At 47.8% G+C, this 23,774-nt stretch carries 13 protein-coding genes, 4 tRNA genes and 2 pseudogenes; 3 read left to right on the top strand and 16 right to left on the bottom strand.

The genetic code is table 11. The annotated features are described in order from the left end of the window. Nucleotides 1–97 precede the first annotated feature (97 nt). The 8 genes from rpoC to adhP all read right to left on the bottom strand — a co-directional run bounded on the left by rpoC (nucleotide 98) and on the right by adhP (nucleotide 14,447). Entirely contained in the window at nucleotides 98–3,760 is a 3,663-nt protein-coding gene (gene rpoC, locus C1710_RS04675; protein ID WP_180961304.1) for a DNA-directed RNA polymerase subunit beta', read from the bottom strand. Between the two features lie 40 nt (nucleotides 3,761–3,800). Continuing rightward, nucleotides 3,801–7,421, bottom strand: coding sequence for a DNA-directed RNA polymerase subunit beta (gene rpoB, locus C1710_RS04670; RefSeq protein ID WP_102280569.1), 3,621 nt, complete (start codon nucleotides 7,419–7,421; stop codon nucleotides 3,801–3,803). Between the two features lie 223 nt (nucleotides 7,422–7,644). Beyond that, entirely contained in the window at nucleotides 7,645–8,235 is a 591-nt protein-coding gene (locus tag C1710_RS04665; protein WP_102280566.1) for a TetR/AcrR family transcriptional regulator, read from the bottom strand. Nucleotides 8,236–8,368: 133 nt separating this feature from the next. Next, nucleotides 8,369–9,214 carry an IS3 family transposase gene (locus C1710_RS04660; protein WP_102280564.1) on the bottom strand — a complete coding sequence of 282 codons (846 nt, stop codon included), beginning with the start codon at nucleotides 9,212–9,214 and terminating at the stop codon, nucleotides 8,369–8,371. Next, entirely contained in the window at nucleotides 9,211–9,825 is a 615-nt protein-coding gene (locus C1710_RS04655; RefSeq protein WP_102279073.1) for a helix-turn-helix domain-containing protein, read from the bottom strand. The genes C1710_RS04660 and C1710_RS04655 overlap by 4 nt, the downstream gene beginning before the upstream one ends. A gap of 436 nt (nucleotides 9,826–10,261) precedes the next feature. Next, nucleotides 10,262–12,766 (bottom strand): ATP-dependent Clp protease ATP-binding subunit, encoded by a 2,505-nt coding sequence (locus tag C1710_RS04650; protein ID WP_102280562.1) that lies wholly within the window; start codon nucleotides 12,764–12,766, stop codon nucleotides 10,262–10,264. A gap of 21 nt (nucleotides 12,767–12,787) precedes the next feature. Beyond that, nucleotides 12,788–13,231 (bottom strand): CtsR family transcriptional regulator, encoded by a 444-nt coding sequence (locus C1710_RS04645; RefSeq protein WP_102281755.1) that lies wholly within the window; start codon nucleotides 13,229–13,231, stop codon nucleotides 12,788–12,790. A gap of 193 nt (nucleotides 13,232–13,424) precedes the next feature. Continuing rightward, nucleotides 13,425–14,447 (bottom strand): alcohol dehydrogenase AdhP, encoded by a 1,023-nt coding sequence (adhP, locus tag C1710_RS04640; RefSeq protein WP_102280560.1) that lies wholly within the window; start codon nucleotides 14,445–14,447, stop codon nucleotides 13,425–13,427. Between the two features lie 354 nt (nucleotides 14,448–14,801). Between adhP and C1710_RS04635 the strand changes: the two genes are divergently transcribed. Next, the gene (locus C1710_RS04635) at nucleotides 14,802–15,575 is read left to right on the top strand and encodes an SDR family NAD(P)-dependent oxidoreductase (protein WP_102280557.1); all 774 of its coding nucleotides are present in this window, start codon (nucleotides 14,802–14,804) and stop codon (nucleotides 15,573–15,575) included. Between the two features lie 57 nt (nucleotides 15,576–15,632). Here the strand turns inward: C1710_RS04635 and C1710_RS04630 are convergent, their stop codons facing one another. Together C1710_RS04630 and C1710_RS04625 are read right to left on the bottom strand one after the other, a co-directional pair. Beyond that, nucleotides 15,633–16,652: a LacI family DNA-binding transcriptional regulator gene (locus tag C1710_RS04630; protein ID WP_102280554.1), complete on the bottom strand. Its 1,020-nt coding sequence runs from the start codon at nucleotides 16,650–16,652 to the stop codon at nucleotides 15,633–15,635. 98 nt (nucleotides 16,653–16,750) lie between these two features. Continuing rightward, nucleotides 16,751–17,692 (bottom strand): phosphoglycerate dehydrogenase, encoded by a 942-nt coding sequence (locus C1710_RS04625; protein ID WP_102280552.1) that lies wholly within the window; start codon nucleotides 17,690–17,692, stop codon nucleotides 16,751–16,753. A gap of 290 nt (nucleotides 17,693–17,982) precedes the next feature. Between C1710_RS04625 and C1710_RS04620 the strand changes: the two are divergent. Together C1710_RS04620 and C1710_RS04615 are read left to right on the top strand one after the other, a co-directional pair. Continuing rightward, a pseudogene (locus tag C1710_RS04620) lies at nucleotides 17,983–19,267 on the top strand (gluconate:proton symporter). A gap of 156 nt (nucleotides 19,268–19,423) precedes the next feature. Next, nucleotides 19,424–20,748, top strand: a pseudogene (locus C1710_RS04615) (ISL3 family transposase). Between the two features lie 89 nt (nucleotides 20,749–20,837). Here the strand turns inward: C1710_RS04615 and C1710_RS04610 are convergent. The 6 genes from C1710_RS04610 to C1710_RS04585 form a co-directional block, all read right to left on the bottom strand. Continuing rightward, nucleotides 20,838–21,581 carry an amino acid ABC transporter ATP-binding protein gene (locus tag C1710_RS04610; RefSeq protein ID WP_102280549.1) on the bottom strand — a complete coding sequence of 248 codons (744 nt, stop codon included), beginning with the start codon at nucleotides 21,579–21,581 and terminating at the stop codon, nucleotides 20,838–20,840. 12 nt (nucleotides 21,582–21,593) lie between these two features. Then, the gene (locus C1710_RS04605; RefSeq protein WP_235858005.1) at nucleotides 21,594–23,018 is read right to left on the bottom strand and encodes an ABC transporter substrate-binding protein/permease; all 1,425 of its coding nucleotides are present in this window, start codon (nucleotides 23,016–23,018) and stop codon (nucleotides 21,594–21,596) included. Nucleotides 23,019–23,282: 264 nt separating this feature from the next. After that, nucleotides 23,283–23,356 (bottom strand) — tRNA-Pro (locus C1710_RS04600). 5 nt (nucleotides 23,357–23,361) lie between these two features. Further along, nucleotides 23,362–23,435 (bottom strand) — tRNA-Arg (locus C1710_RS04595). A 9-nt stretch (nucleotides 23,436–23,444) separates the two neighbouring features. Further along, nucleotides 23,445–23,516 (bottom strand) — tRNA-Gly (locus C1710_RS04590). A 104-nt stretch (nucleotides 23,517–23,620) separates the two neighbouring features. Next, nucleotides 23,621–23,703, bottom strand: a tRNA-Leu gene (locus tag C1710_RS04585). Between the last annotated feature and the right edge of the window lie 71 nt (nucleotides 23,704–23,774).

The raw sequence follows: 23,774 nt of genomic DNA, 5'->3' as shown, positions 1-23,774 counted from the left end.
CCAAATTGCAAAAATAAAAAGCAGGTTGCCTGGTTAGACCAAGCACCTGCTTTTATTTTAGTTCCCAATCGATAACAAAACAAAACCTTATCGAAAATTAGTTGTTATCGGCGTTTTCCGCTTCTATCTTGGCTTCGATATCCTTCAGTGTTTCCGGAGCCTTGCCGTCAGTAACCGCAGCTGGCTGGCCAACGATCTTTGGCTTGATGTTGCGGTAAGTGCCCATTCCCGTTCCGGCAGGAATGATCTTCCCGATAATAACGTTTTCCTTCAAACCAACTAGTGGATCGTTCTTGCCGTGGATAGCGGCATCGGTGAGGACCCGCGTAGTTTCCTGGAAGGAAGCAGCGGATAAGAAACTGTTTGTTTCCAGAGCCGCCTTGGTAATCCCCAGGATAACCGGCCGAGCCGTTGCCGGGATCCCACCAGAAATAAGCGTCTTGTAGTTAGCTTCACGGAATTGATCGATATCCATCAGTTCCCCTGGCAGCACGTCAGTATCACCTGGTTCCATGATCCGGACCTTCCGCATCATTTGACGAATCATGATTTCGATGTGCTTGTCCAGCAGGTCAATCCCCTGCAGACGGTAAACCTTTTGCACTTCAGATAACATGTATGTTTCCGTTGACAATACATCGGTTACCTGCAGAAGTTCCTTCGGATCAGTCGACCCGACGTTGATTTCGGCACCACGGTGAATCTGGTCGCCTTCCGCCACGTTCAGCCGTGCAGTAATTGGCAACGTGTAAGTCCGCGTATCTGTGTCACCCTTAACCGTAACGTCCTTCGTCCGTTCTGCTGGGTTTTCTTCAATTGATTCAACAACCCCAGTAACTTCACTGATGATTGCACGCCCCTTCGGGTTCCGCGCTTCAACAATTTCTTGAACACGAGGAAGCCCCTGAGTAATATCTTCGTTTCCGGCAACCCCACCGGTGTGGAAGTTCCGCAACGTCAGCTGGGTACCAGGTTCACCAATTGACTGGGCAGCAACCGTCCCGACTGCTTCACCGGCTTCAACCCGGTCGCCAGTAGCGGCATTTCGTCCGTAACAACGTTCGCAGACACCGTGATCAGTGTTGCAAGTGAAGACAGAACGAATTTCGACAGTCTTGACACCAGCATCGACGATCTTCTTCGCCATTGCCTCGTCCACCAGAACGTTCTTGCCGACAATCTTTTCGCCAGTTTCAGGGTCAAAGACCGACTTCATCGTGTAACGGCCAAGAATCCGGTCATACAAGCTTTCAACAAGTTCACGACCGTTGTAGATAGCACTAACCTTCAGTCCACGGTCAGTCCCACAGTCCTTTTCACGAACAACCACGTCCTGGGCAACATCGACCAGCCGCCGCGTCAGGTAACCTGAGTTGGCAGTCTTCAGGGCCGTATCAGTCATCCCCTTACGAGCACCGTGAGATGACAAGAACATTTCCAAGACAGACAGACCTTCACGGAAGTTTGACAGAACAGGCAGTTCCATGATCTTGCCGTTAGGCGCAGCCATCAGACCACGCATCCCGGCCAGCTGGGTAAAGTTAGAGATGTTACCACGAGCACCGGAGTCCGACATCATGTTGATCGGGTTATGAATGTCCATGTGCTCTTCCAGCTTATCTTGAACTTCATCCTTAGCATCATTCCAGATCTGGATAACACGCGAGTAACGTTCGTCATCAGTAATCAAACCTCGACGGAACTGCTTAGTTACTACCGCAACCTTCTTCCGGGCATCAGCAATGATTTCCGGCTTTTCTTGCAGGTTGGTAATATCAGAAATAGCCACCGTCAGACCAGAAATCGTTGATTCATAGTAACCAAGGTCCTTCATCCGGTCAAGGAATTGGGAAGTCTTCGTTACCTTGTAAATCTTGTAGACTTCAGCAATGATGTCAGACAAGAAGCCCTTCTTGAATGGCGGAACCAGTGGAGCATTTTCCAGGTAGTCGTGAATATCTTCCCCCGGCTTGAGGAAGTACTTCCCCGGTACCCCATTATGCAGGTTGTCGTCAGTCGGTTCGTTAATGTAAGCATAGTCAGCCGGCATAATCCGGTTAAACAATAGCTTACCAACGCTCGTTACCATGATTTCGTTCCGCTGTTCATCAGTAAACGGCTTGTCAGGGAATGACGAAACTTGAACCCCCACACGTGTCTGCAGTGAAACGTAACCGTTCTTGTAAGCCATGAATGCTTCATTGGTATCCTTGAAGACCATGCCTTCGCCTTCACGGCCCTTGTCTTCAATGGTCATGTAATAGTTACCGATAACCATATCCTGTGATGGTGAAACGATTGGCTCACCGTCACGAGGACTCAGAATGTGGTGGGCAGCCAGCATCAGCAGACGTGCTTCTGCTTGCGCTTCATCTGACAGTGGAACGTGAATAGCCATCTGGTCACCGTCGAAGTCGGCGTTGTACGCCGTACATACCAACGGGTGTAGACGCATGGACTTACCAGAAACCAGCACCGGTTCAAAGGCCTGGATTCCCAAACGGTGAAGCGTAGGGGCCCGGTTCAACAGAACAGGGTGTTCCTTAATAACATCTTCCAGAACATCAAAGACTGCATCATCACGACGGTCGATCATCCGCCGAGCAGCCTTCACGTTATTAGCCAGTTCACGGTTAACGAGTTCACGCATAATAAACGGCTTGAACAGTTCCAGCGCCATCGGTACTGGCAGCCCCATTTGGTTCATCTTCAGTGATGGACCAACGTCGATAACTGAACGTCCAGAGTAGTCAACACGCTTTCCCAGCAAGTTTTGACGGAAACGACCCTGCTTACCCTTCAACAGGTGTGACAGGGACTTCAGTGGCCGGTTGCCCGGACCAGAAACCGGACGTCCGCGCCGACCGTTATCAATCAATGCATCGACGGCTTCCTGAAGCATCCGCTTTTCGTTTTGTACGATAATTCCCGGAGCGTTCAACTCTAACAGGCGCTTCAACCGGTTGTTTCGGTTAATACCCCGCCGGTAAAGGTCGTTCAGGTCGGAAGTGGCAAAGCGGCCACCTTCCAATTGAACCATTGGCCGTAAGTCAGGTGGCATAACCGGAATAACGTTCATAACCATCCATTCCGGTTTGTTGCCAGACTTGATAAATGCTTCCAGGATATCCAACCGCCGGATTGCCCGAGTCCGTTTTTGGCCCGTTGCATCCTTCAGTAGTTCCTTGAGTTCATTAGCTTCCTTTTGCAGGTCAACCTGCTTCAGCAGCTTTTGAACGGCTTCGGCACCCATTTCGGCAGTAAACTTGTTACCAAATTCAGCCTTCTTGTCACGATAATCTGCTTCAGTCAGTAACTGCTTGTATTCCAGTGGCGTGTCGCCAGGATCCAGAACAACGTAAGCTGCGAAGTAGATTACCTGCTCCAGCGAACGAGGACTCATATCCAGGACAAGTCCCATCCGACTAGGGATGCCCTTGAAGTACCAAATATGAGAAACCGGGGCAGCCAGTTCAATGTGACCCATACGTTCACGACGAACCTTAGAGCTGGTTACTTCCACACCACAACGTTCGCAGACTTTACCCTTGTAACGGGTCCGCTTGTACTTACCACACTGACATTCGTAGTCCTTGGTTGGTCCGAAAATCCGTTCATCAAACAAACCATCACGTTCCGGTTTCAGTGTCCGGTAGTTAATGGTTTCCGGCTTCTTGACCTCACCATACGACCACTGGCGGATCTTCTCTGGCGATGCCAGCCCGATCTGCATGCTTTCAAATTTATTGACGTCAATCAAAGGGTGATCCTCCTTCTTTGATAAATCTTCCCGTTACGCATTAGTCCTGCTTAGTTTCATCAGTGGTTGGCATCGAAGTAGCTTTTTCTGCCTTAGCAGCCGCAGCTTCTTCGCGTTTCTTTGCCTGTTCCTCTGAATCACGTTCAACCTTGTGGGCAATTGCGTGAACGTTCATTACGTCTTCGTCCATGTTCTTTAATTCGACTTCCTTGTGGTCGTCGTCAAGAACCTTCATATCGAGGCCAAGTGCCTGCAATTCCTTAACCAATACCCGGAATGATTCAGGAACACCAGGCTTTGGAATTGGTGAGCCGTTAATAATGGCTTCATAGGTGTTAACCCGTCCCTGAACGTCATCTGACTTGTAAGTCAAGATTTCTTGCAGGGTGTAAGCAGCACCGTAAGCTTCAAGGGCCCAAACTTCCATTTCACCGAAACGCTGGCCCCCGAATTGAGCCTTCCCACCAAGTGGTTGTTGAGTAACCAGTGAGTATGGTCCAATTGAACGAGCGTGGATCTTGTCATCAACCATGTGAGCCAGCTTCAGGTAGTGCATGACCCCGACAGCGATCCGCTGTTCGAATGGTTCACCAGTCCGACCATCATAAAGAACAGTCTTCCCATCTGCCGGCAGACCCGCTTCTTTAACAGCGCTCCAAACGTCGTCATCAGTTGCCCCATCAAAGACTGGCGTCGCAATATGGATACCAAGTTGTCGGGCAGCCATTCCCAGGTGAAGTTCAATAACCTGACCGATGTTCATCCGGCTTGGCACACCCATTGGACTCAGCATGATGTCGATCGGGGTCCCGTCTGGCATGTACGGCATATCTTCTTCAGGGAGGACGATTGAAACCGTCCCCTTGTTACCGTGACGACCAGACATCTTGTCACCAACCTGGATCTTACGCTTCTGGGCGATGTAAACCCGGACCATCTTGTTAACGCCCGGTGATAATTCATCACCATTTTCACGGGTGAAGACTTGAACATTCTGGACAATTCCGCCACCGCCGTGTGGTACACGGAGAGAAGTATCACGAACTTCACGTGACTTTTCACCAAAGATAGCGTGCAGTAGTCGTTCTTCGGCAGAAAGATCCGTCACACCCTTTGGCGTTACCTTACCGACCAGGATGTCACCATCGTGAACTTCGGCACCAACCCGAACAACCCCGTTTTCATCGAGGTCCTTCAGGGCATCTTCACCAGTGTTTGGCAGTTCACGAGTCATTTCTTCAGGCCCTAACTTAGTTTCACGGGCTTCTGATTCATATGACTCAATGTGGATGGACGTGTAAACATCATCCTTAACAAGGCGTTCGGAGATAGCGATGGCATCTTCGAAGTTGTACCCTTGCCAGGTCATGAAGGCGATCAGTGGGTTCTGGCCAAGGGCTAATTCCCCTTGTTCCATTGATGGACCATCAGCTAGTACATCGTCAGCATCGACGTGTTCACCGACCTTCACAATCGGCGTTTGGTTGTAGTTCTTGCCACCGTTAGAACGACGGAACTTCATCAGTTTGTAGGTATCCAAACTGCCGTCTTCTTGACGAACCCGAATTTCGCGGGCATCAACGTATTCTACGGTTCCGTCATGCTTAGCAATCAGCGCAACACCAGAGTCATGAGCCGCCTTGTATTCAATCCCTGTTCCGATCAGCGGAGCGTGTGGACGAATCAACGGAACAGCCTGACGCTGCATGTTGGCACCCATCAAAGCACGGTTGGAGTCGTCGTTTTCCAAGAAAGGAATACATGCGGAAGCGACAGAAACAACCTGCTTTGGTGAAACGTCCATGTAGTCGACGTTTTCCTTGCTAGTAGTAATGTAGTCATCCTTGTCACGACACATAATTTCGTCTTCAGCAAAGGAACCATCATCGTTAAGCTTCGTGTTGGCCTGGGCAATGATGTAGTTATCTTCTTCGTCGGCAGTCAGATAGTCGATCCGGTCAGTTACCTTGTGAGTCTTCCAAGAAACACGGCGGTACGGCGTTTCAATGAAACCGTACTTGTTAACCCGAGCATATGAAGACAGACTGTTGATCAACCCGATGTTAGGACCTTCAGGTGTTTCAATTGGACACATCCGGCCATAGTGCGTGTAGTGCACGTCCCGGACTTCATAACCGGCACGGTCACGAGTCAAACCACCTGGCCCAAGGGCCGACAGACGACGCTTGTGAGTCAATTCGCCAAGCGGGTTAGTCTGATCCATGAACTGGGATAGTTGGGATGAACCAAAGAATTCCTTAATAGAAGCCACAACGGGACGGATGTTGATCAGCTGTTGCGGTGTCACGGTGTTAATGTCCTGGATAGACATCCGTTCACGGACAACCCGTTCCATCCGGGCTAAACCAATCCGGAACTGGTTTTGCAACAGTTCACCGACGGAACGGATCCGACGGTTACCTAAGTGGTCAATATCGTCAGTTGCACCAATGCCTTCTTGCAGGTTAAAGAAGTAGTTAATGGATGCCAGGATATCAGCTGGCTGAATGTGCTTCAGTTCCAGCGGAATGTGACCATTACCCATGATTGGAACAACCCGGTCAGGGTTATTCTTTGAGTAAACGTTAATCCGTTGCATCTTTACTGGAGCAGTAACAACAGCCTCATCAGATGGGGTGTAGGTGATCATCTTGAAGTCGTCCCGGTCCAGGTATGGTTCGAGCTTCTTCAAAACTTCCTTTGTTACCACGTCACCATCAGCAGCCAACACTTCACCTGTATCAGGGTCGGCAAGTGTTTCAGCTAGTCGTTGACCAAGCAGCCGGTACTTCAGCATCAGCTTCTTATTGGTCTTGTAACGACCAACTGGTGCCATGTCGTAACGCTGTGGATCAAAGAAACGGGCCGTCAGCAAACTACGGGCGGAATCAGCCGTCTTTGGTTCACCTGGACGAAGACGTTCATAGATGTCCTTGAGAGCTTCTTCAACCCGTGAGTCTTCAGCATCCTTGTGGACGTCCTTGTCGATGGTCAGTGACAGACTATCACTGTTGCCACCCAGCATATCGATAATTTCATCATCTGAACCGAAGCCCAATGCCCGAACCAGTTCAGTAATTGGCAGTTTCCGGGTCCGGTCAATACGAACGTAGGACACGTTCTTGGCGTCGGTTTCGTATTCCAACCATGCACCACGGTTAGGAATAAAGGTTGCACCAAAGCTTGGCCGGCCATTCTTACCAGTTTCTTCGTTGTAGTAAACACCTGGTGAACGAACCAGTTGGGAAACGATGACCCGCTCTGCCCCGTTGATAATGAAAGTCCCTTGGTCAGTCATCAATGGGAAGTCCCCAAAGAAAACATCCTGCGACTTAATTTCACCAGTTTCATGGTTGGTTAACCGCAAAGTAACGTGCAGCGGTGCCGAGTAGTTGGCATCGTGAGCCCGCGCCTCGTCAACCGTGTACTTTGGTTCCAGCAGCTGATAGTCAACGAAATCCAGGGATAGTTTCCCCTGAAAATCGTTAATTGGCATAATGTCTTCAAACATTTCACGAAGACCGTGATCCATAAACCAGTTGTAAGAATTAGTCTGAATCTCGATCAAGTTCGGCAGATCAAGAACTTCCTTGATCCGTGAATAACTACGACGGGTACGGTGCTTACCGTACTTTACCAAATGTCCAGCCAAACTATTCACCTCTCTAATTTGTTGGGCCAGTCCAGTTCCAAAATAAATGTTACATTTTGTTTACAAATGGATAAAATGCATCATTTTGGGCAAAAAAAATCCAAAAACGGCAAATGCCATTCTTGGTTTCTTATATAGAAGCTACTGGACAATAGATCAGCAGCTTCACTGAACTCGCAATTTCATACCTAAATATGATACGACGTTCGTTTTCAATTGTCAATGGTTATGTTTAGTGTGCTGCCAGTCCCGAAACAATGCAGTCAACCAGTAATTTAACACGATCTTCACTGGTCAGGCTGTAACCGCCAATATGCTGAACCGTCCCAAAAATCGGTGCCAGTTCATCAATAAACAACTCAGCTGCTTCGTTAGGTAAAATATCAGCCCGTAAATTGATGCCGGGCAACTTGAAGAATTCCGCAACTGGTTCGATGTAATCCATCCGAAATAGGATTTCCAACTTCCGCTGGGAACTCTTGGACAAGAGTGCTGGAGCATCGTTGAACTGGTCATAAACACTGCGTGGGTGATATTTCAGTAACACCTTGGCAATCCTAATCAACCGGGCTTCCGGGTCAAGGTCCTTGACGCGAATAACACTGTTGATGTCCTGGCGAACGTTTCCCGCCAAGGACGTGATCGAGTCCATGTAAAGAACTTCTTTATCACTAAAGTGGTGATAAAGTGCAGGTTGCGTAATTTTGCAAACCTTAGCAATGTCACGCGTCGAAGTGTTCCCATACCCCCGTTCCAGGAACTGCTTAGTTGCGGCATTGATAATTCTTTGTCGTGTTTTGTCATGTCCGCCCGATCTTCTCATTTTAAAAACTCCCCCTTGTGAAATTTCAAACTTTCAAATGTTTATTATCGCACGATTATCCCCGTTCCGCAATAATTTGAGGCGCGGTTCAGGGTACTGTACCCTGTCAAGTTGACACATTAAATAATAAAAACTAGTTGGCCTTGCCGAAGCGATATTCTGCTGCGGTAAGGTCATTTCTTTTGCCTGAAATAAAGGAATGCGTAAAGTAATCGATACCTTCTGTCACCAGCTGTTCTAAGTCTTCAAACGTTTGTGGTTGTGGTGAGTGTGCTAACCAGATAGATTTAAAATCAGCCCACCAGTGCTCCATCACCGCATTATCAGCTGGTGTTCCTGGGGCTGAGTAACTATGTTGGCTGTTATTACTAGCCAAGTAGTGGTTGAATGCTTTGGAAGTATATGCTGCTCCGCGATCAGTGTGGATTAGCGGTGCCAGACCTCCGGCTTTCTGCTTGGCCATTTGAAATACTTTAATAGCCCCAGTACTCGTTTCTGTAGGCGTAATGATCCAGCTAAGTGGGTATTGACCGTATAGATCCAGGACAACGTGTAGACGGACTTTGTACTTACGAATGTTGTAGGCAATTTCCGTCGTGTCCGTCACCCACACCTGATTTGCGGCAGCTTGTTCAAACTGGCGGTTCAGGGTATTCTGTGCTTCATAAGTTTCCTGCTCCTGCACACGTTTTCTCTTAGGCTGACGATAGTCCGCTTTAATACTGTGTTCCTTCATAATGCGCATGACGCGCTTCTTGTTAACTGTGTATGATAATCTTTCCCGCTTTATTAAACGGGTCATCTTGTCATAACCAACGCAGTGTTTATGTTGTGCTTCTAACTGTTTAACGAGCTTTAGAATTTCTTGATCTTGAATATCATGAACCGTCGGTTCATGGGTAAGCCACTTGTAGTAAGCCTGCCGACTTACCCCGGCTGCTTTAACTAGATCAGATACCTTATACCCACTTTGCCTCATTTCCTGAATCGCTTGATATCGTCCGGCCGTTCCACCTCCCGATTGTGTATTTCGACCAATTTTTTTGCGAAGGCAATCTGTACCTCCCGTTCCTTCGCTTTAGCTTTCAGCTGCCTTACTTCTTGTCGTAATCTTTCCACTTCATTGGTTGGTGTTTTGCCTTTATGGCGACCCCGGTTATCCTGAAGGGATTCCCAATCGTGAGTTCTTTGGTACTTTCGTACCCATGAATAGACCCGTTGATAGCTGACATTAAATTTTTCTGCCGCGGCTTGATAGTTATACTCGTGATCAATTGTCCATTGAGTAATTTGCCGTTTCTCCTCAAAAGTAACTTTTCGGCCCACTTTCCTAGCTCGCTTTCTTGTTGCGTAAGCAACACTTAATTGTCCACTATTGTACCGGACAATCCATTGATGTAGTTGGGAAAGACTACGAATTTGATATCTATTGAGAATTGCTTGGCCTGACAGGGTACCTGAAAGGTAAGCTTTAACGGCTAATCGCTTGGTTTGAAGTGTGTACCTGTGATTGTGTTCAGGGCGAATCAATCCAGCCAAACCAGCCGTTAAAAATTGTTTAATCCATCTGTTAAGGCTAGAGGTCCGCACCTGGTGATAATCCGCGTATACCCCGAGTGAGTAGTCTGAATCTTGGTAATTACTGAGTAACCTTAATTTTTCCGTCGTTGAATATGTTCCTATTCAAAACACCCCCTAGAGATGACACTTTTATTATTTAAAGTGTCAACCCTAAGGGGTATTGTACGCAGGCCTTTATTCCGGGGCTTTTTTCAAAAAAAAAAAAAAAATAGGCCCTTTTATGTTTTTAAATTTCATGAGTTAAGGATTGAACATAATATTGACGATAAATGAATAAGCAAGATCATTAATTACTTTGATAATCACCTTTAACCTAACAACAAATAACCGCTACCACTCGTTTTTAGCGAACGGTAACGGTCATTAATCGGTTTTTAGTTAACAATCGAATTGCGCTTTAGCAATCCCTATTAATACTTCACAAACTTGCTACAATCACAATCAATTACACCTTTACTAAAGTTGCAGACTGACCATCGTGCGCAACTTTCAAGGTAATTTTCCCCCGACTGCTGCCAACAGTCGCAGTATCACCACTTGCCAGTTGCCCCGTTAGCAAGGCTTCGCTCAGTGGGTCTTCCACCAGGTCTTGGAGTGCCCGACGAAGCGGGCGTGCGCCGTATTCAGGATTGTAGCCCTTTGCGGCAACCAAGTTAATGGCCCCAGCAGTAAGCTTCAACTTAATCTTTTGAGCAGCGACCCGCTTTTGTACCCGCTTTGCCATCAGTCGAACAATCTGGTGTAATTGCTGCTTATTTAACGGGTGGAAGATAATGGTTTCATCAATCCGGTTAAGGAATTCAGGCCGGAAATGGAGGCGTAATTGCTGACGAATAGCGCCGGCCATCGCATTGTAGTCATCGCTCAGATCACGGGCCCCAAAGCCAACTTCCTTTGCGTCCCGCAGTTGGGTAGCGCCCAAGTTAGAGGTCATAATTAGGATAGTGTTGCGGAAGTCAACCTTCCGCCCCTTCGAATCCGTCAGGTAGCCATCATCGAGAACCTGCAACAGGAGGTTAAAAACATCCGGGTGGGCTTTTTCGGCTTCATCCAGCAAGACGACCGAGTACGGGTGTTGGCGAACCTTTTCGGTTAACTGGCCCCCCTCGTCGTAACCAACATAACCAGGCGCAGCCCCAATCAGCCGACTCGTACTGTAGGCTTCCCGGTATTCAGACATATCAACCCTGATAATATTATTTTCGTCACCAAACATGGCTGCCGCCAGTGCCTTGGCCAATTCTGTCTTCCCTACCCCGGTTGGGCCGAGAAACATAAAGGAGCCAATTGGTCGCTGAGGGTCCTTTAAACCGCTCCGCGCTCGGCGAATAGAGCGAGCAATCGCTGAAACAGCTTCGTCCTGGCCGATTACCCGTTCGTGCAATTCCTTTTCCAGGTTAACCAAGCGCTGACTTTCCGACTTCTTCAACTGGGTGAGCGGAACACCAGTCCATTCAGCCACGACTTTAGCCACGTCATCCGCTCCGACAGTCAGCGGATGTTTTTCCTGGCTTGTCGCGCGGCGTTTGCGGGCAGTCCGTAGCTGCTTAGCTAGTGCCAGCTCTTCTTGGCGAAGCTTGGCTGCCTGATCAAACTGCTGGTTCATAATGGCATCTTCTTTTTTCGAACGAAGCAGTGCCAACTTATCCTCGTTTTCCTGCTGGGACTTTGGTACTTGTTCACCCGCGATGCGGACCATGGCTGCCGACTCATCCATCAAGTCGATTGCCTTATCTGGTAAGAAACGGTTGGTAATGTAACGATTAGACAGTTTAACCGCCGTTTCTACAGACTCATCACTAATCTTCAGGTGGTGGTGGGCCTCATACTTTGGCCGCAGCCCCTTTAAAATTTGAACGCTTTCTTTTTGACTCGGTTCTTCCACCTGAACCCGGGCAAAGCGCCGCTCTAAGGCAGCATCTGCTTCAATATACTTCTGGTACTCATCAAGCGTCGTGGCCCCAATCAACTGAACATCGCCACGTGACAATGCCGGCTTCAAAATATTGGCAGCATCGATGGCCCCTTCTGCCCCACCAGCGCCAACCAGGGTATGCAGCTCATCGATAAACAACAGAACGTGGCCATCATCATAGATTTCGTCGAGGATCTTTTTAAGCCGATCTTCAAATTCACCACGGAACTTAGTGCCGGCGACAACTGAACCCATATCCAGCGCCATCACTCGCATCTTGGCCAATTCTGGCGTAACCGTGTGATTGGCAATCCGCTGGGCTAATCCTTCGACAATTGCGGTTTTGCCGACACCGGGCTCCCCAACCAAAACTGGATTATTTTTCGTTCTCCGACTCAAAACCTGGATCACACGCTGAATTTCGCGGTCACGACCAACGACCGGGTCAATCCCGCCTTCTCTAGCAACCTTCGTTAAGTCACGACCCAGTTTATCCAGCGTTGGCGTCAGACTATCCGCTTTCTGGTCAGACGACTTTTGGTTACTTTGCCCCCGCTGTGGACGCACGCCGGACTGCTTTGTTGAGCGTCGCTCGCTAACTCCCATATGGTGAAGCAGTGTTTGCTGAGCTCGCCGCGGGTTTATGTCGAAATTTTGCAAAATCCGTCCAGCCAAGATCGTCTGGTTGCTTAATAACGCCATCAGTAAGTGCTCTGTTCCTACCTTGGTGTTCCCTAGTTGCCGGGCTTGTGACCGAGCAGTCTGGAGAACATCCCGCATTTTCGGCGAATATGGCAAGTAGTCGCCATTAGCAATCGTCATTGTCCCATAACCCGTCAGCCGCTCGATTTCCTCTCTGACACTGTTGGCGGTCAGGCTAAACTGAGCAAGAACCTTACCAGCAATACTAGCGCTTTCCATTGTCAATGCTAGTAGCAGGTGCTCAGTTCCCACCGCTTGGTGTTTAAAGTAGCGCGCCTGTTCCTGGGCCATCAGTAAAACTTCTTTTGCACTTGGTGTTAAGTAGTTATTCATGAAGTGAACTTACCCCCTGGGTTAGTTTTCAAAACGCAGCCGGTTCAGCATCGCCGATAAAATATTAGCTCGCAGCGCTTCTTCTACTTGACGGTTGTCAACGGCCAGTGTTTGCCGAGAAATGGCCACCATCATAATATTGCCTTCACGGCGCGTAATTAAGTCAGCATTATACAACGTGGCAATAATATTGCTAGCTTCCCGCTCAGTTAACGAATCGCCAATTGATGAAAGCAGCATCTCAATTAAGTCAACGTTATCAAGCGCATTAATCTGCTCAATGCGAATGTAGCCACCGCCACCGCGTTTACTTCGCACTAGGTAGCCATTTTGGATTGTAAACCGGGTTTTAATGACATAGTTAATCTGTGACGGAACGACATCAAACTGATGGGCGATGTCGGACCGCTTAATTTCGATTTCTGGAGTTTGACCAAGGATTTCTTTCAGATAATCTTCGATCATATCTGATAAACTTTTCTCTTCAGCCACAATACCACCTCGTTCTCTGACTAACTTTGACCATTATTTTATCATAACTATCGCCTTTTCGCCCGTTTGCAACCTTAAAGCTCAGCGAAACAAAACTCGCCACCCTAACCAAGACAAAAAACGCCCCTGCCGTTTAGGCAGGAGCGCGATAGATTTTTGGTGAAAATTACTTGTTGTGAACAAAGTCAACAACGTTCCGGCCAACAACCTTGTTGTCCTTCAGTTCTTGAATCATGTCGTTGATTTCACTCAGCTTGCGAGTGTGAACGATTGGGTGAACCTTGCCTTCTGCACCAAACTGGAAGCATTCAGCGAGGTCTTGACGAGTACCAACCAGAGAACCGGCAACGATAATCCCATCAAGGACAGTCTTAGCAATGTTAAGCTTCATGTCACCTTGTGGCAGAGCAACAGCAACCAGGCGACCGTCTGGGCGAAGAGAGTTAACGGCTTGGTCAAAGGCAGCAGTAGTAACAGCAGTAACTACGGCAGCGTGAACCCCGCCAACCTTTTCCTGGATTTGTTCGTCAACGTTGTTATCGTGACGGTTGATCAGAATTTCAGCACCGTTTTCCTTAGCAGCCTGCAGCTTATCTTCGTTACCATCAACAGCGATAACGTGAGCACCAAAGACGTTGTGAGCAAACTGGATACCAAGGTTACCAAGACCACCAGCACCAACAATGGATACCCATTGGCCAGGCTTGATGTCAGCGACCTTCAGTGCCTTGTACATCGTTACCCCGGCACAAGTCAGTGAAGTTGCTTCAACTGGGTCCAAACCTTCTGGAACCTTAACAGCGTAGTCAGCTGGAACGATACATTGTTCAGCCATTGCACCGTCAGCCGTGTAACCGGCGTTCAGAACGTTGCGGCAAAGAGTTTCACGGCCAGTGAGGCAGTATTCACAGTGGCCACAACCCTTGAAGAACCAAGCAATTGATACCCGGTCGCCTACCTTAAGGCTAGTAACACCTGGGGCAACCTTGGATACACGGCCGACACCTTCGTGACCAATAATCCGGCCTGGCTTCTTGCCAAAGTCACCGGCAGCACAGTGCAAGTCAGTGTGGCAAAGCCCACAGTATTCCATGTCAACCAGGGCTTCACCTGGCTTCAGATCACGCAGCTTAACATCCTTAACAGTAACGTACCCATCAACTGGGTCATTGATAACAGCAGCCTTCATCAGTTAAAATCTCCTTTTCAAGTTAAGACTTTATCTCTACGCCCCATATATTAGCAGAGTGAAAACCCTTTTTAAAGTGAAATTTTGAACAAAGACAAAATATTTTTAAACCAGTCTCTTTGACAACTACTAAGTGCTGATTATGATGGCGTTTGAGCGCATAGACCACTTTGTTAACTTTTTCACTTACTTCTGATAAGTAGTTATTTCGTCAATGCTTAATGCAAAAGTGCACAAGATTGGTCAACCAATTATGTTAACCGGTTAACATACTGATATAACACAAAATATTGACTTTAAAAATAGTTAGTAGTATTTTTTAGGTGAAGCGTTTTCCAAAACTAAAGGAGGTTCATGATGGTGTTTAATTCTAATAGTTTTTCTTTGAAAGGAAAGGTCGCCCTGGTTACTGGTGGTGCTCGGGGGTTAGGAAAGTTTTACTCTTCTGCCTTATCATTGTATGGTGCCAACATTTTTGTTGTCAGCCGGACTGAAGCCGGTTGGGACGAGGTTAAGCGGGTGGTGGAAGAACACGGCCAACAGGTATTCTTTTTCAAGAAAGACCTGACCGAACCAGGGGCGGCTACCGACATTATCAAGGCAGTTGTCAATCATTACGGTCAACTCGATATTCTGGTTAATAACGCCGGCATGCAGATTCGCAACAAAGTCCTCGAATTCAAAGATGAAGACTGGCGGAAAGTCATCGACCTGAACCTCAACGCACTATATTACTTGTCGCATGAGGCTGCTAAACAAATGGTTAAACAGGGGCATGGTAAGATCATCAATATCGGTTCAATGCAGTCTTTCCGGGCAGGCAAGTATATCTTCCCGTATGCCGCTAGCAAGCATGCCGTTCTCGGACTAACCCGTGCCTATGCCGATGCATTGGCGCCTTATCATATCCAGGTAAACGGCCTGGCGCCAGGCTACATTCTGACCGACATGACCCGTAGTTTGCAGCAGGACCCCGTGCGGGGACCAGAAATTGCTGCTCACATTCCGTCAGGTGATTGGGGAATTCCAGAAAACCTGATGGGACCGCTGGTCTTCTTAGCCAGTGAGGCTTCCGATTACGTCACCGGAGTGATGTTGCCAGTTGATGGCGGCTACCTCCTCCGTTAAATTTAGTTATTCTAACCAAGTTAAAAGGGACGGCCCTTAAAAGGTCGTCCCTTTGTTTTACCACTTTGTCTTCAGTGAGTGGCGAACCTGAAATCTACAATCGACGTTAGTCAGTGGTGGTACCGGCTGATCAGACAATAGCGCCATAATTTTGTTGGCCGCCACCGTCCCCAATTGGCGAGGATCTTGCTGGATGGTGGTAATCTGCGGTTGGGTCAAGGTGGCCCAATCCCAGTCATCAAAAGCTGTCACACCGAGGTCCTCAGGAATATGGACATTATACTGGGCCAGTACTTTCATTACCCGCATCAGGTCGGTTCCCTTTAGCATGTAAAGGACCGTGCGTGGATTCAGCCATCCCGGGAGCTGGCTGAAATTAGCATACAACTGGCTGTTGTTCTCTCCCGGGTCAAAAGCCGGCAGTTCCACCTGGCAGCCGGTTCCCTTGACTGCATCCAGAGCCGCCTGATAACGCTGCCGACGAGCGTTATTCGCTTCCACATCCTGGTTAATAACAACAATCTTTTGGTAGCCCTGGTGGACTAGGTAATCGCACAACATCCTGGAATAACGGTAGTTGTCTGACCGCACCACCGGCCAGCCGGCAGGATTTTCATCAAGTTCCCGGTCCACCAGCACCACCGGAATGCCGCTTTCTTCCAGGTACTGATAATCAGCAGCGTGTCTGCTAATCGCCTGGAGAATAATCCCGTCAACCTGCAACTGGAGCAACCGCTGTAACTGCTCCCTTTCCCTGTCAGCCGAGTTGTCTGAATTCATCAGCACAATCTGGTACCCGGCCCGGCTAAAAATTTCATCGGCTCCGCGAAAGAGGATGGACGAGAAAATATTCTCGACATCGGCAACAACCATCCCCACCAGATGACTGCGCTGATTGGTAAGGCTGCGGGCTTGAAAACTGGCCTGGTAGTGTGCCTGCTTGATAACCCTAGCAATTCGCTGGCGGGTAGCTGACGACATCCGATCAAAGTGGCCATTCAAGTAACGAGAGACGGTGGTTTTTGATACATCCGCCTGCTGTGCAATATCGTTGATTGTTACCCGTTTTTTAGCCATCTTTGCCTCGCTCCTTCACGAATCTTCTTATCCTTACATTATTAAAAACCACCCGCCAAAAAGCAAGTCGGGTGGTTTAATTTGACGTTAGGTGATAGTTAATTCAGCTGGTTAACCGGCCATTGTGGTTTTTCACCATTCAGAACACGAACACATTCGCTGGCAGCATCCACTGCCATCCGCGCCATACATTCCCTGGTGTTCGAAGCAATGTGTGGTGTCAGAAGCACGTTCTTAGTCGTTCGCCACGGGTCATCAGCTGGCAATGGCTCCTGGTCATAAACGTCAACCGCTGCTCCGGCAATCTCGCCATGATTTAATGCTGACTGCTCAGCTTCTTGGTCAACCAGTGCAGCCCGTCCAAAGTTAATTAGGTAAGCACTCTTTTTCATTAAACTGAACTCGCGAGCACCAAAGCCGTGGGTCGTTTCTGGCGTAACCAGCATATGAAGAGTAATGAAGTCACTGGTCTTCAACAGTTCATCACGGTCCACCAGTTGAACATCGCCAGTATCCTTAGCGAACGGATCGTAGGCAATAATCTTCATATCAAGGGCACTGGCCTTCTGAGCAACCATCCGGCCAATTCGACCAAATCCCATGATACCGAGGGTCTTTCCCGCCAAGTCGACCCCCTTGTGGGCACCAGCGTAGTTCCAGTCGCCTGCCGCCATCTTGTTGACAACAGTCGTGTAGTTCTTTGAGAGGTCAAGCATCGCTGCCAAGGTGGTTTCTGCGACCGTCGAGGCATTGGCGTGCGGGGTAATAGTCACCCAGATTCCTTGCCGGCCGAAGTAATCTTGGTCAACATTATCGTAACCAACCCCATGGCGGGCGATGATTTTCAGATTCGGCATTTTATCAGCCATCGTATTAGGGAATGGGTCAACCATTTCAACAATCCCATCCACATCAGCTGCCTGACTGGCAATCGTTTCTGCCCTCATATCCGGAATTTCGACTAGCTCCATTCCGTGCGACGTAATGTAGTCCTTCCCCTCCTGTGACAAGAAGACTGGTACAGCGATTTTTTTACCCATAATCAAGACTCCTTTACTTTAGTGAAAACTTGCCCACTTGTTGGCAACCGGTTTCCATCATTTACTAGTTTTATCATAATCTTCTCCCCAGGAAAAAGCAAGCAGCAAATGAATTCGCTTTCTTGAGAAAGTTTTTGCTCATCTATGGCTGTTTATATTGATGTTTTTTCATTCAAAAGTGGTTGACAAGTCCTCGATAACCACCTTATACTGAAACCGATTTCTTAGGCAACCGGTTTCCAAAGCAGCCGGTTAGCTCGCACTTTTGAGTTTTCTTTTGGGGTGATGTTATGCTCAACGCACTTATTGGCATTCTTTTATTCGTCACCTTCATCGGCCTTGTCGTATACGTCATGAAGGGTGGCAACATCATGATCGGTTTTCTGGTCATGAGTATTCTCTGGACAGTGATTGGTGGAATCCCCATCAATACCGTCGTTAACGACATCTTTTCGAAAGCCGCTGAAGGTTATGGAGCGACAATTGTCGTCATCGTCTTTGGCTCCTGGTTTGGCCGGGTCCTCGTCGATACCGGCATCGCTAGCGATATTAGTCAGCAAACGTTAAAGGTCTCATATAAGCACCCGATTATCGCGCTGATATTGATTTGTCTGGTAACAGCTTTTATCTTTACTAGTTCCTACGGGGTTGGTGCCGTCATCGCCATCGCCGTGATCCTCCTGCCAATCATGGAGTCATTAGGGGTCAAAACGAACATTGCCGTCACCCTCTTTGTCATGTCAATCGGGGCACCAATGTACGTCAACATTGTTATTATTAAGCAGATTCAGCTCTTTTTCCCGAAAGTTGCTTATGGTCCCCACTATCTTACCTGGGCCTTTGCCGCAATGGCAGCACAGTTGTTTGTTGTCCTGTTGGTCATCTTGCTCAATGCCCGCAGTATTCACCGCAACGAAAATCAGGCATTAGCAGAGGGTAAGACGGAAGCTGGTAGCCAGCACCCACACATCAACACTACCTACCTCCTCCCGGTCCTGCCCGTTCTGATGAACATCATCTTTAAGTGGCAACCAATCCCCGGCTTAATGTTGTCGATTTTTCTGGCACTACTACTAACTGGTCACCTCAAGAGCTACAAGTCAGCATTAGCTTTTGTCAATGAGACAATCACAACGTCAGTGAAGGACATTGCTGGACTAATCATCATGCTGCTGTTCCTAGCAATGTTCTCGGCCACGGCCGTTAAAGTCACTGCCCGCTTCAGTAAAACTTTTGCGACAATTATTCCGCGAGACCCAATTATGATGGCCCTGGCCTTTGCTATCTTAGCACCACTAGCATTATTCCGCGGCCCGCTAATGGTTTGGGGGGGCTGGTTCAGCCACCGCCGCCGTTCTTGCCGGCACCGGCTTTTTCAACCAGTACTTCGCCTTCGCACTAATTATCGTCCCTGCCGTTTCGATGGCTGTTTCCTGCTGTATTACTCAGTCATGGAACTTATGGGTGGTTAACCATCTCCACCTTGACGTCAAGACCTTCCTGAAAACGGGGATTCCCTTCGGTTGGCTGGCCTGCGCCCTCAACCTGGCACTCGCCGTCGTCATGTTGTCATAAGCAGCATGGCGAACACCTTATTTCTCGGTTCTACACTATTTGGTACTGATGGAGTTTTCATCGGTACCGTTTTTGTTTATGATGACAATAAGAAACGGACAACTACCGCACCCTCTAAAACGTGGTAGTTGTCCTTCAGAAAGGAATTTAATCCTCATGGCTAATGATATCAGCTTTTTGACCGGAATCAATGATCCAAACTTAAAAATGGACAAAAGTGGCGTCGAAAACACCGGTAATTACAAAGTAATCCACCTGGTTAAGACCGGCACCTGTTATTGTCCTGTTTGTGGCCGTCCTATGCTTAAGAATGGCTATCGCCGTCAACCGGTAAAGATATTAGCTTTACCGATCGCTAACGTCCCAACTATCTTGTTAATTCGGAAACAGAAGTATATCTGTAAACCATCATCACAATGCCCGGAAACCGTCACGAAAATCGCAGAAATCAATGGGATTAACCATGGTTGCAGGATTGCCAATAACGTTAAACAGGCCATCACACTGGATCTACGGCGAAATGAATCACAAAAGGATATTGGTGAACAGTACTATGTTTCACCTAGTACGGTTGGCCGCATCATTGATAGCTTGGAAGATAACTTTACTCCGGAAAAAAGTTGGCTACCAAATACCATTGCTTTTGATGACTTTAAATCGGGACGCTTCGCGCCTAGTGGGATGAGTATGATCCTCATGAATCCTGTTAATCATCGCACCATTGATATTATTCCCTCGAGAACTTCACGTGCTTTTAGACAGTATTTCTATCGCCATTTCACACGCAGAGCGCGATTATCAGTTAGCTTGGTAGTAATTGACCTATACGGCCCATACCGGCGGCTCATCCGCGAACTATTCCCCAATGCACGAATCATCGCCGACCACTTCCATGTCGTTGTGCAAGCCTACCGGGCATTACAGTCTATCCGCATCAAAACCATGAATCATTATGGGCCGGGAACTCATGAATATCGGGCACTTAAACGTTTTTGGTAGTTATTACTGCAGAAGCTATCACTCCTAGATAATATTCATTACCAACCACGGCGCAACTTTCGTGGCGCCTGGTTAACGAACAGTGAAGTCATTGACCGACTACTTGCCATGTCAGAAGAACTAAGGATAGCTTATAACTACTATCAAACTCTCGTCGATGCGGTGGATCACGAAAATCAGGGAGAACTCCAATCCCTGTTACAACGTAAACTGACCAGCTTACCGTTTAAATTACAAAAGGTTCAGCGTACTCTCCGTCAGCACCAGAACGAGATTATCCGGAGCTTTAGGCATCACTTGAGTAATGGCCCGATTGAAGGCACCAATAACAAAATCAAAGTGATTAAACGCACTGCTTATGGTTTTAGAAACTTCTTTCATTTTCGGGTAAGAATTCTCATGGCTTTAAAGAATCCACACATCATGGTAGGAGATCCCCAGAAAACAAAAATCAGCTCAAGCAGTCTAGCTGCTTGAACTGATCAAATTTAACTATCAGTACCGATTGACAAAGAGCCTATTTCTCAAAAAAGCGACGGATCGCACGGTCCGCCGCTTTTCTGTTACGTTCTTACGCTTGTAAAACCTTATTGAGGAAGTTCTTCGTATCCTCGTGCTGGGGGTGGGCAAAGACGTCTTCCGGTTCGCCCTGTTCACGAATTACTCCTTCGTGGAAGAAAACCAGCCAATCTGCTACCTGTTTAGCAAAGCCCATCTCGTGGGTCACAACAATCATCGTCATCCCCTGCTGAGCCAAGTTGCGCATTACTTCCAGCACGTCACCAACCATTTCAGGGTCGAGTGCGCTAGTTGGCTCGTCAAAGAGCATCACGTCCGGATGCATCGCGAGGGCGCGGGCGATCGCTACCCGCTGTTGCTGGCCGCCAGACAATTGGGTCGGGTTGGCATGCGCTTTTTCCTTCAGCCCCACCTGGTCGAGCAACTTCAGTGCCGTTGCTTCCGCCTCTTCTTTACTTTCGCCCTTCACTTCCACTGGTGCGAGCATGACATTTTCAATAACGTTCATGTTAGGGAAGAGGTTGAAGTGTTGAAAGACCATTCCGATATTCTCTCGCACCTTATCGACATTAACTTTCGGGTCCAGGAGGTCATAACCGTCAACGTACACGTGGCCCGATTGCGGCTCTTCCAGCTTATTAATACAGCGCAAGAAGGTTGACTTACCCGATCCAGAAGGGCCAATCATGCAGACCACCTCTGACGGTTCGACATCGAGGTTAATTCCCTTCAACACTTCGTTACTGCCAAAACTCTTGTGCAGGTCTTTAACTTGAACCTTGTACCTTGAATCCATCTGACAACCTCCTTAGTTGCTCATCTTTTTCTGAACGTAGTTGGATAACCAGGTCAACAGGGTCACGATGATGATGTACATAACCCCAATAATCAGCCACATCTTAAACCCTTCCATGTTGCGGGCAATGATTACCGTCCCCGTTTCCGTCAATTCCATTACCCCAATAGCCGACAGGATCGAGGTGTCCTTTAAAGTAATAATGAATTGGTTAACCAACGACGGAACCATTAACTTGAACCCTTGGGGCGCAATTACCTTCCGCAAGGCCTTGTAGTACGGCATTCCGAGAGAACGGGCCGCTTCCCATTGCCCCTTGTCAACGGAGTTAAAACCTCCCTTAACGATGGCGCCGACGTAGGCCCCTTCATCTAACATCAGTGTCAAAATACCAGCAGTAAAGAGCGGAATCTTATGGCCAATTACCGATGGCATCCCGATGTAGATAAAGAATGCCAGAACCATCATTGGTAAACCACGGAAGATGTAAATAATGACTGTTGATAGTCCATTAAGGAACTTATTCTGGGCGATACCGAGAACACCAAGGATCGTTCCGAAGATCAAAGCGGCAAAGATCCCAACGACCGCCAGGATGATCGTCTCCTGCAGCCCCTTCAGCAAGGCATGGGAATTGCTCTTGATTAAGCCCCAAATTGTCCGCTTTGAAGCGTCATCGACATGGGTCGCGTTGGATTTGGTGTACTTGTCAATGATCTTTTGCATCCGTCCAGTCTTCTTCAACCAGGCAATCCCATTATTCATCTTCCGTTGTAATTCCTGGTTTTGCCCCTTTTTAAAGCCAATGGCAACCGGCGTCGTGTACTCCGCCTTCTTGCTGACCACCTTTAGCGGTACCCCGTTTTTAATTGAGTACCGTAACACCGGTTCATCATCGAAAACGGCGGCTGCCTGGCCAATTTTGACGTCGTTGTACATCGTGTTGCTTGATTCGAAGTACTTAATTTTGTAACCGTATTTTTTCTGGTATTTCTGAGCCATGATCGCGGCGGAGGTTCCTGACTTAGCGTCAACCTGTTTCCCCCGCAGCTGTTTCATCGAAGTGATATTGCTATCCTTGGCGACTGCCATTACCACCCCGTCGTTATAGTACGGCGTTGAAAAATCAAATTTCTGTTTTCGCTCATCAGTAACACTCATCCCGGCCATTACGGCATCAACCTGCCCGTTTGATAGTGCCTGCAGGTCGCCGTTGAAGCTCATAATTTTAAAACGGTACTTAAAATGCTCGTGCTTGGCAATTTCCCGGAGGATTTCAATTTCCATTCCCGGATTTTTTCCAGAGTAACCACCATTTTTGTCCTGAATCGAAAAAGGAGCAAAAGTGGTATTAGTACCAATTGTGTAGGTCGGTTCGGCATGGACCGTCCCCGTTTTGAACCACAGACCAGCAACTAACGCGAAAGCAAATGTCATCATAGCTGTTAACACACGGTGTTTTCCGCGAACTCCCATCTTCATGTCTCCTTTTCATTAGATTTTTCTAAGATAATAATGATAATTTATCATTATCGAAACATGAAAAACAATAGCTAACGGTTAATCGTTGGTATATCCAAGATGATAGCGCTTTCAAGCAGTGCTTTGACAATTAACCTACCACCATAAACTTAAGATAATTAAGCTGTCTTTTTTACTCAAATAAAAAAGCCACGGTCTAAAACCGCGGCTTTACCTAAATCGGGATTACACGATTCGAACGTGCGACCTCTTCGTCCCGAACGAAGCGCTCTACCAAGCTGAGCTAAATCCCGATGAATGCACCCAGAAGGAGTCGAACCTTCAACCTTCTGATTCGTAGTCAGACACTCTATCCAATTGCGCTATGGGTGCAAAATAAAAAGCGGAAGACGGGATTCGAACCCGCGACCCCCACCATGGCAAGGTGATGTTCTACCACTGAACTACTTCCGCAATTTGTTACTTTCAACAGTGTTAAATAATACACGACTGTTCACAAAAAGTCAACGCAAAATTAAGCTTTTTCAAAGCAAATACTTGCCATCCTCGACAAGTAATGCGGATAAGAGGATTCGAACCTCCACGCCATAAAGACACAAGAACCTAAATCTTGCGCGTCTGCCAGTTCCGCCATATCCGCGTAAGCGGGACAGTAAAACTGCCCCAGTAGTTAGTTAATTAAACAGTAATATAAAAATAGCATTGACTCGG

Origin of the sequence: [Lactobacillus] timonensis (assembly GCF_900240275.1) — a bacterium.
In the GTDB taxonomy this organism is placed as follows: Bacteria; Bacillota; Bacilli; order Lactobacillales; family Lactobacillaceae; genus Limosilactobacillus; species Limosilactobacillus timonensis.
This window is presented reverse-complemented; position numbering and strand designations above follow the sequence as displayed.

Coding starts and splice junctions, on each gene's coding strand:
- C1710_RS04665 (WP_102280566.1), bottom strand. CDS start 8,235: ATGAGAAGATCGGGCGGACATGACAAAACACGACAAAGAATTATCAAT.
- C1710_RS04660 (WP_102280564.1), bottom strand. CDS start 9,214: ATGAGGCAAAGTGGGTATAAGGTATCTGATCTAGTTAAAGCAGCCGGG.
- C1710_RS04650 (WP_102280562.1), bottom strand. CDS start 12,766: ATGAATAACTACTTAACACCAAGTGCAAAAGAAGTTTTACTGATGGCC.
- C1710_RS04645 (WP_102281755.1), bottom strand. CDS start 13,231: ATGATCGAAGATTATCTGAAAGAAATCCTTGGTCAAACTCCAGAAATC.
- adhP (WP_102280560.1), bottom strand. CDS start 14,447: ATGAAGGCTGCTGTTATCAATGACCCAGTTGATGGGTACGTTACTGTT.
- C1710_RS04635 (WP_102280557.1), top strand. CDS start 14,802: ATGATGGTGTTTAATTCTAATAGTTTTTCTTTGAAAGGAAAGGTCGCC.
- C1710_RS04630 (WP_102280554.1), bottom strand. CDS start 16,652: ATGGCTAAAAAACGGGTAACAATCAACGATATTGCACAGCAGGCGGAT.
- C1710_RS04625 (WP_102280552.1), bottom strand. CDS start 17,692: ATGGGTAAAAAAATCGCTGTACCAGTCTTCTTGTCACAGGAGGGGAAG.
- C1710_RS04610 (WP_102280549.1), bottom strand. CDS start 21,581: ATGGATTCAAGGTACAAGGTTCAAGTTAAAGACCTGCACAAGAGTTTT.
- C1710_RS04605 (WP_235858005.1), bottom strand. CDS start 23,018: ATGACATTTGCTTTCGCGTTAGTTGCTGGTCTGTGGTTCAAAACGGGG.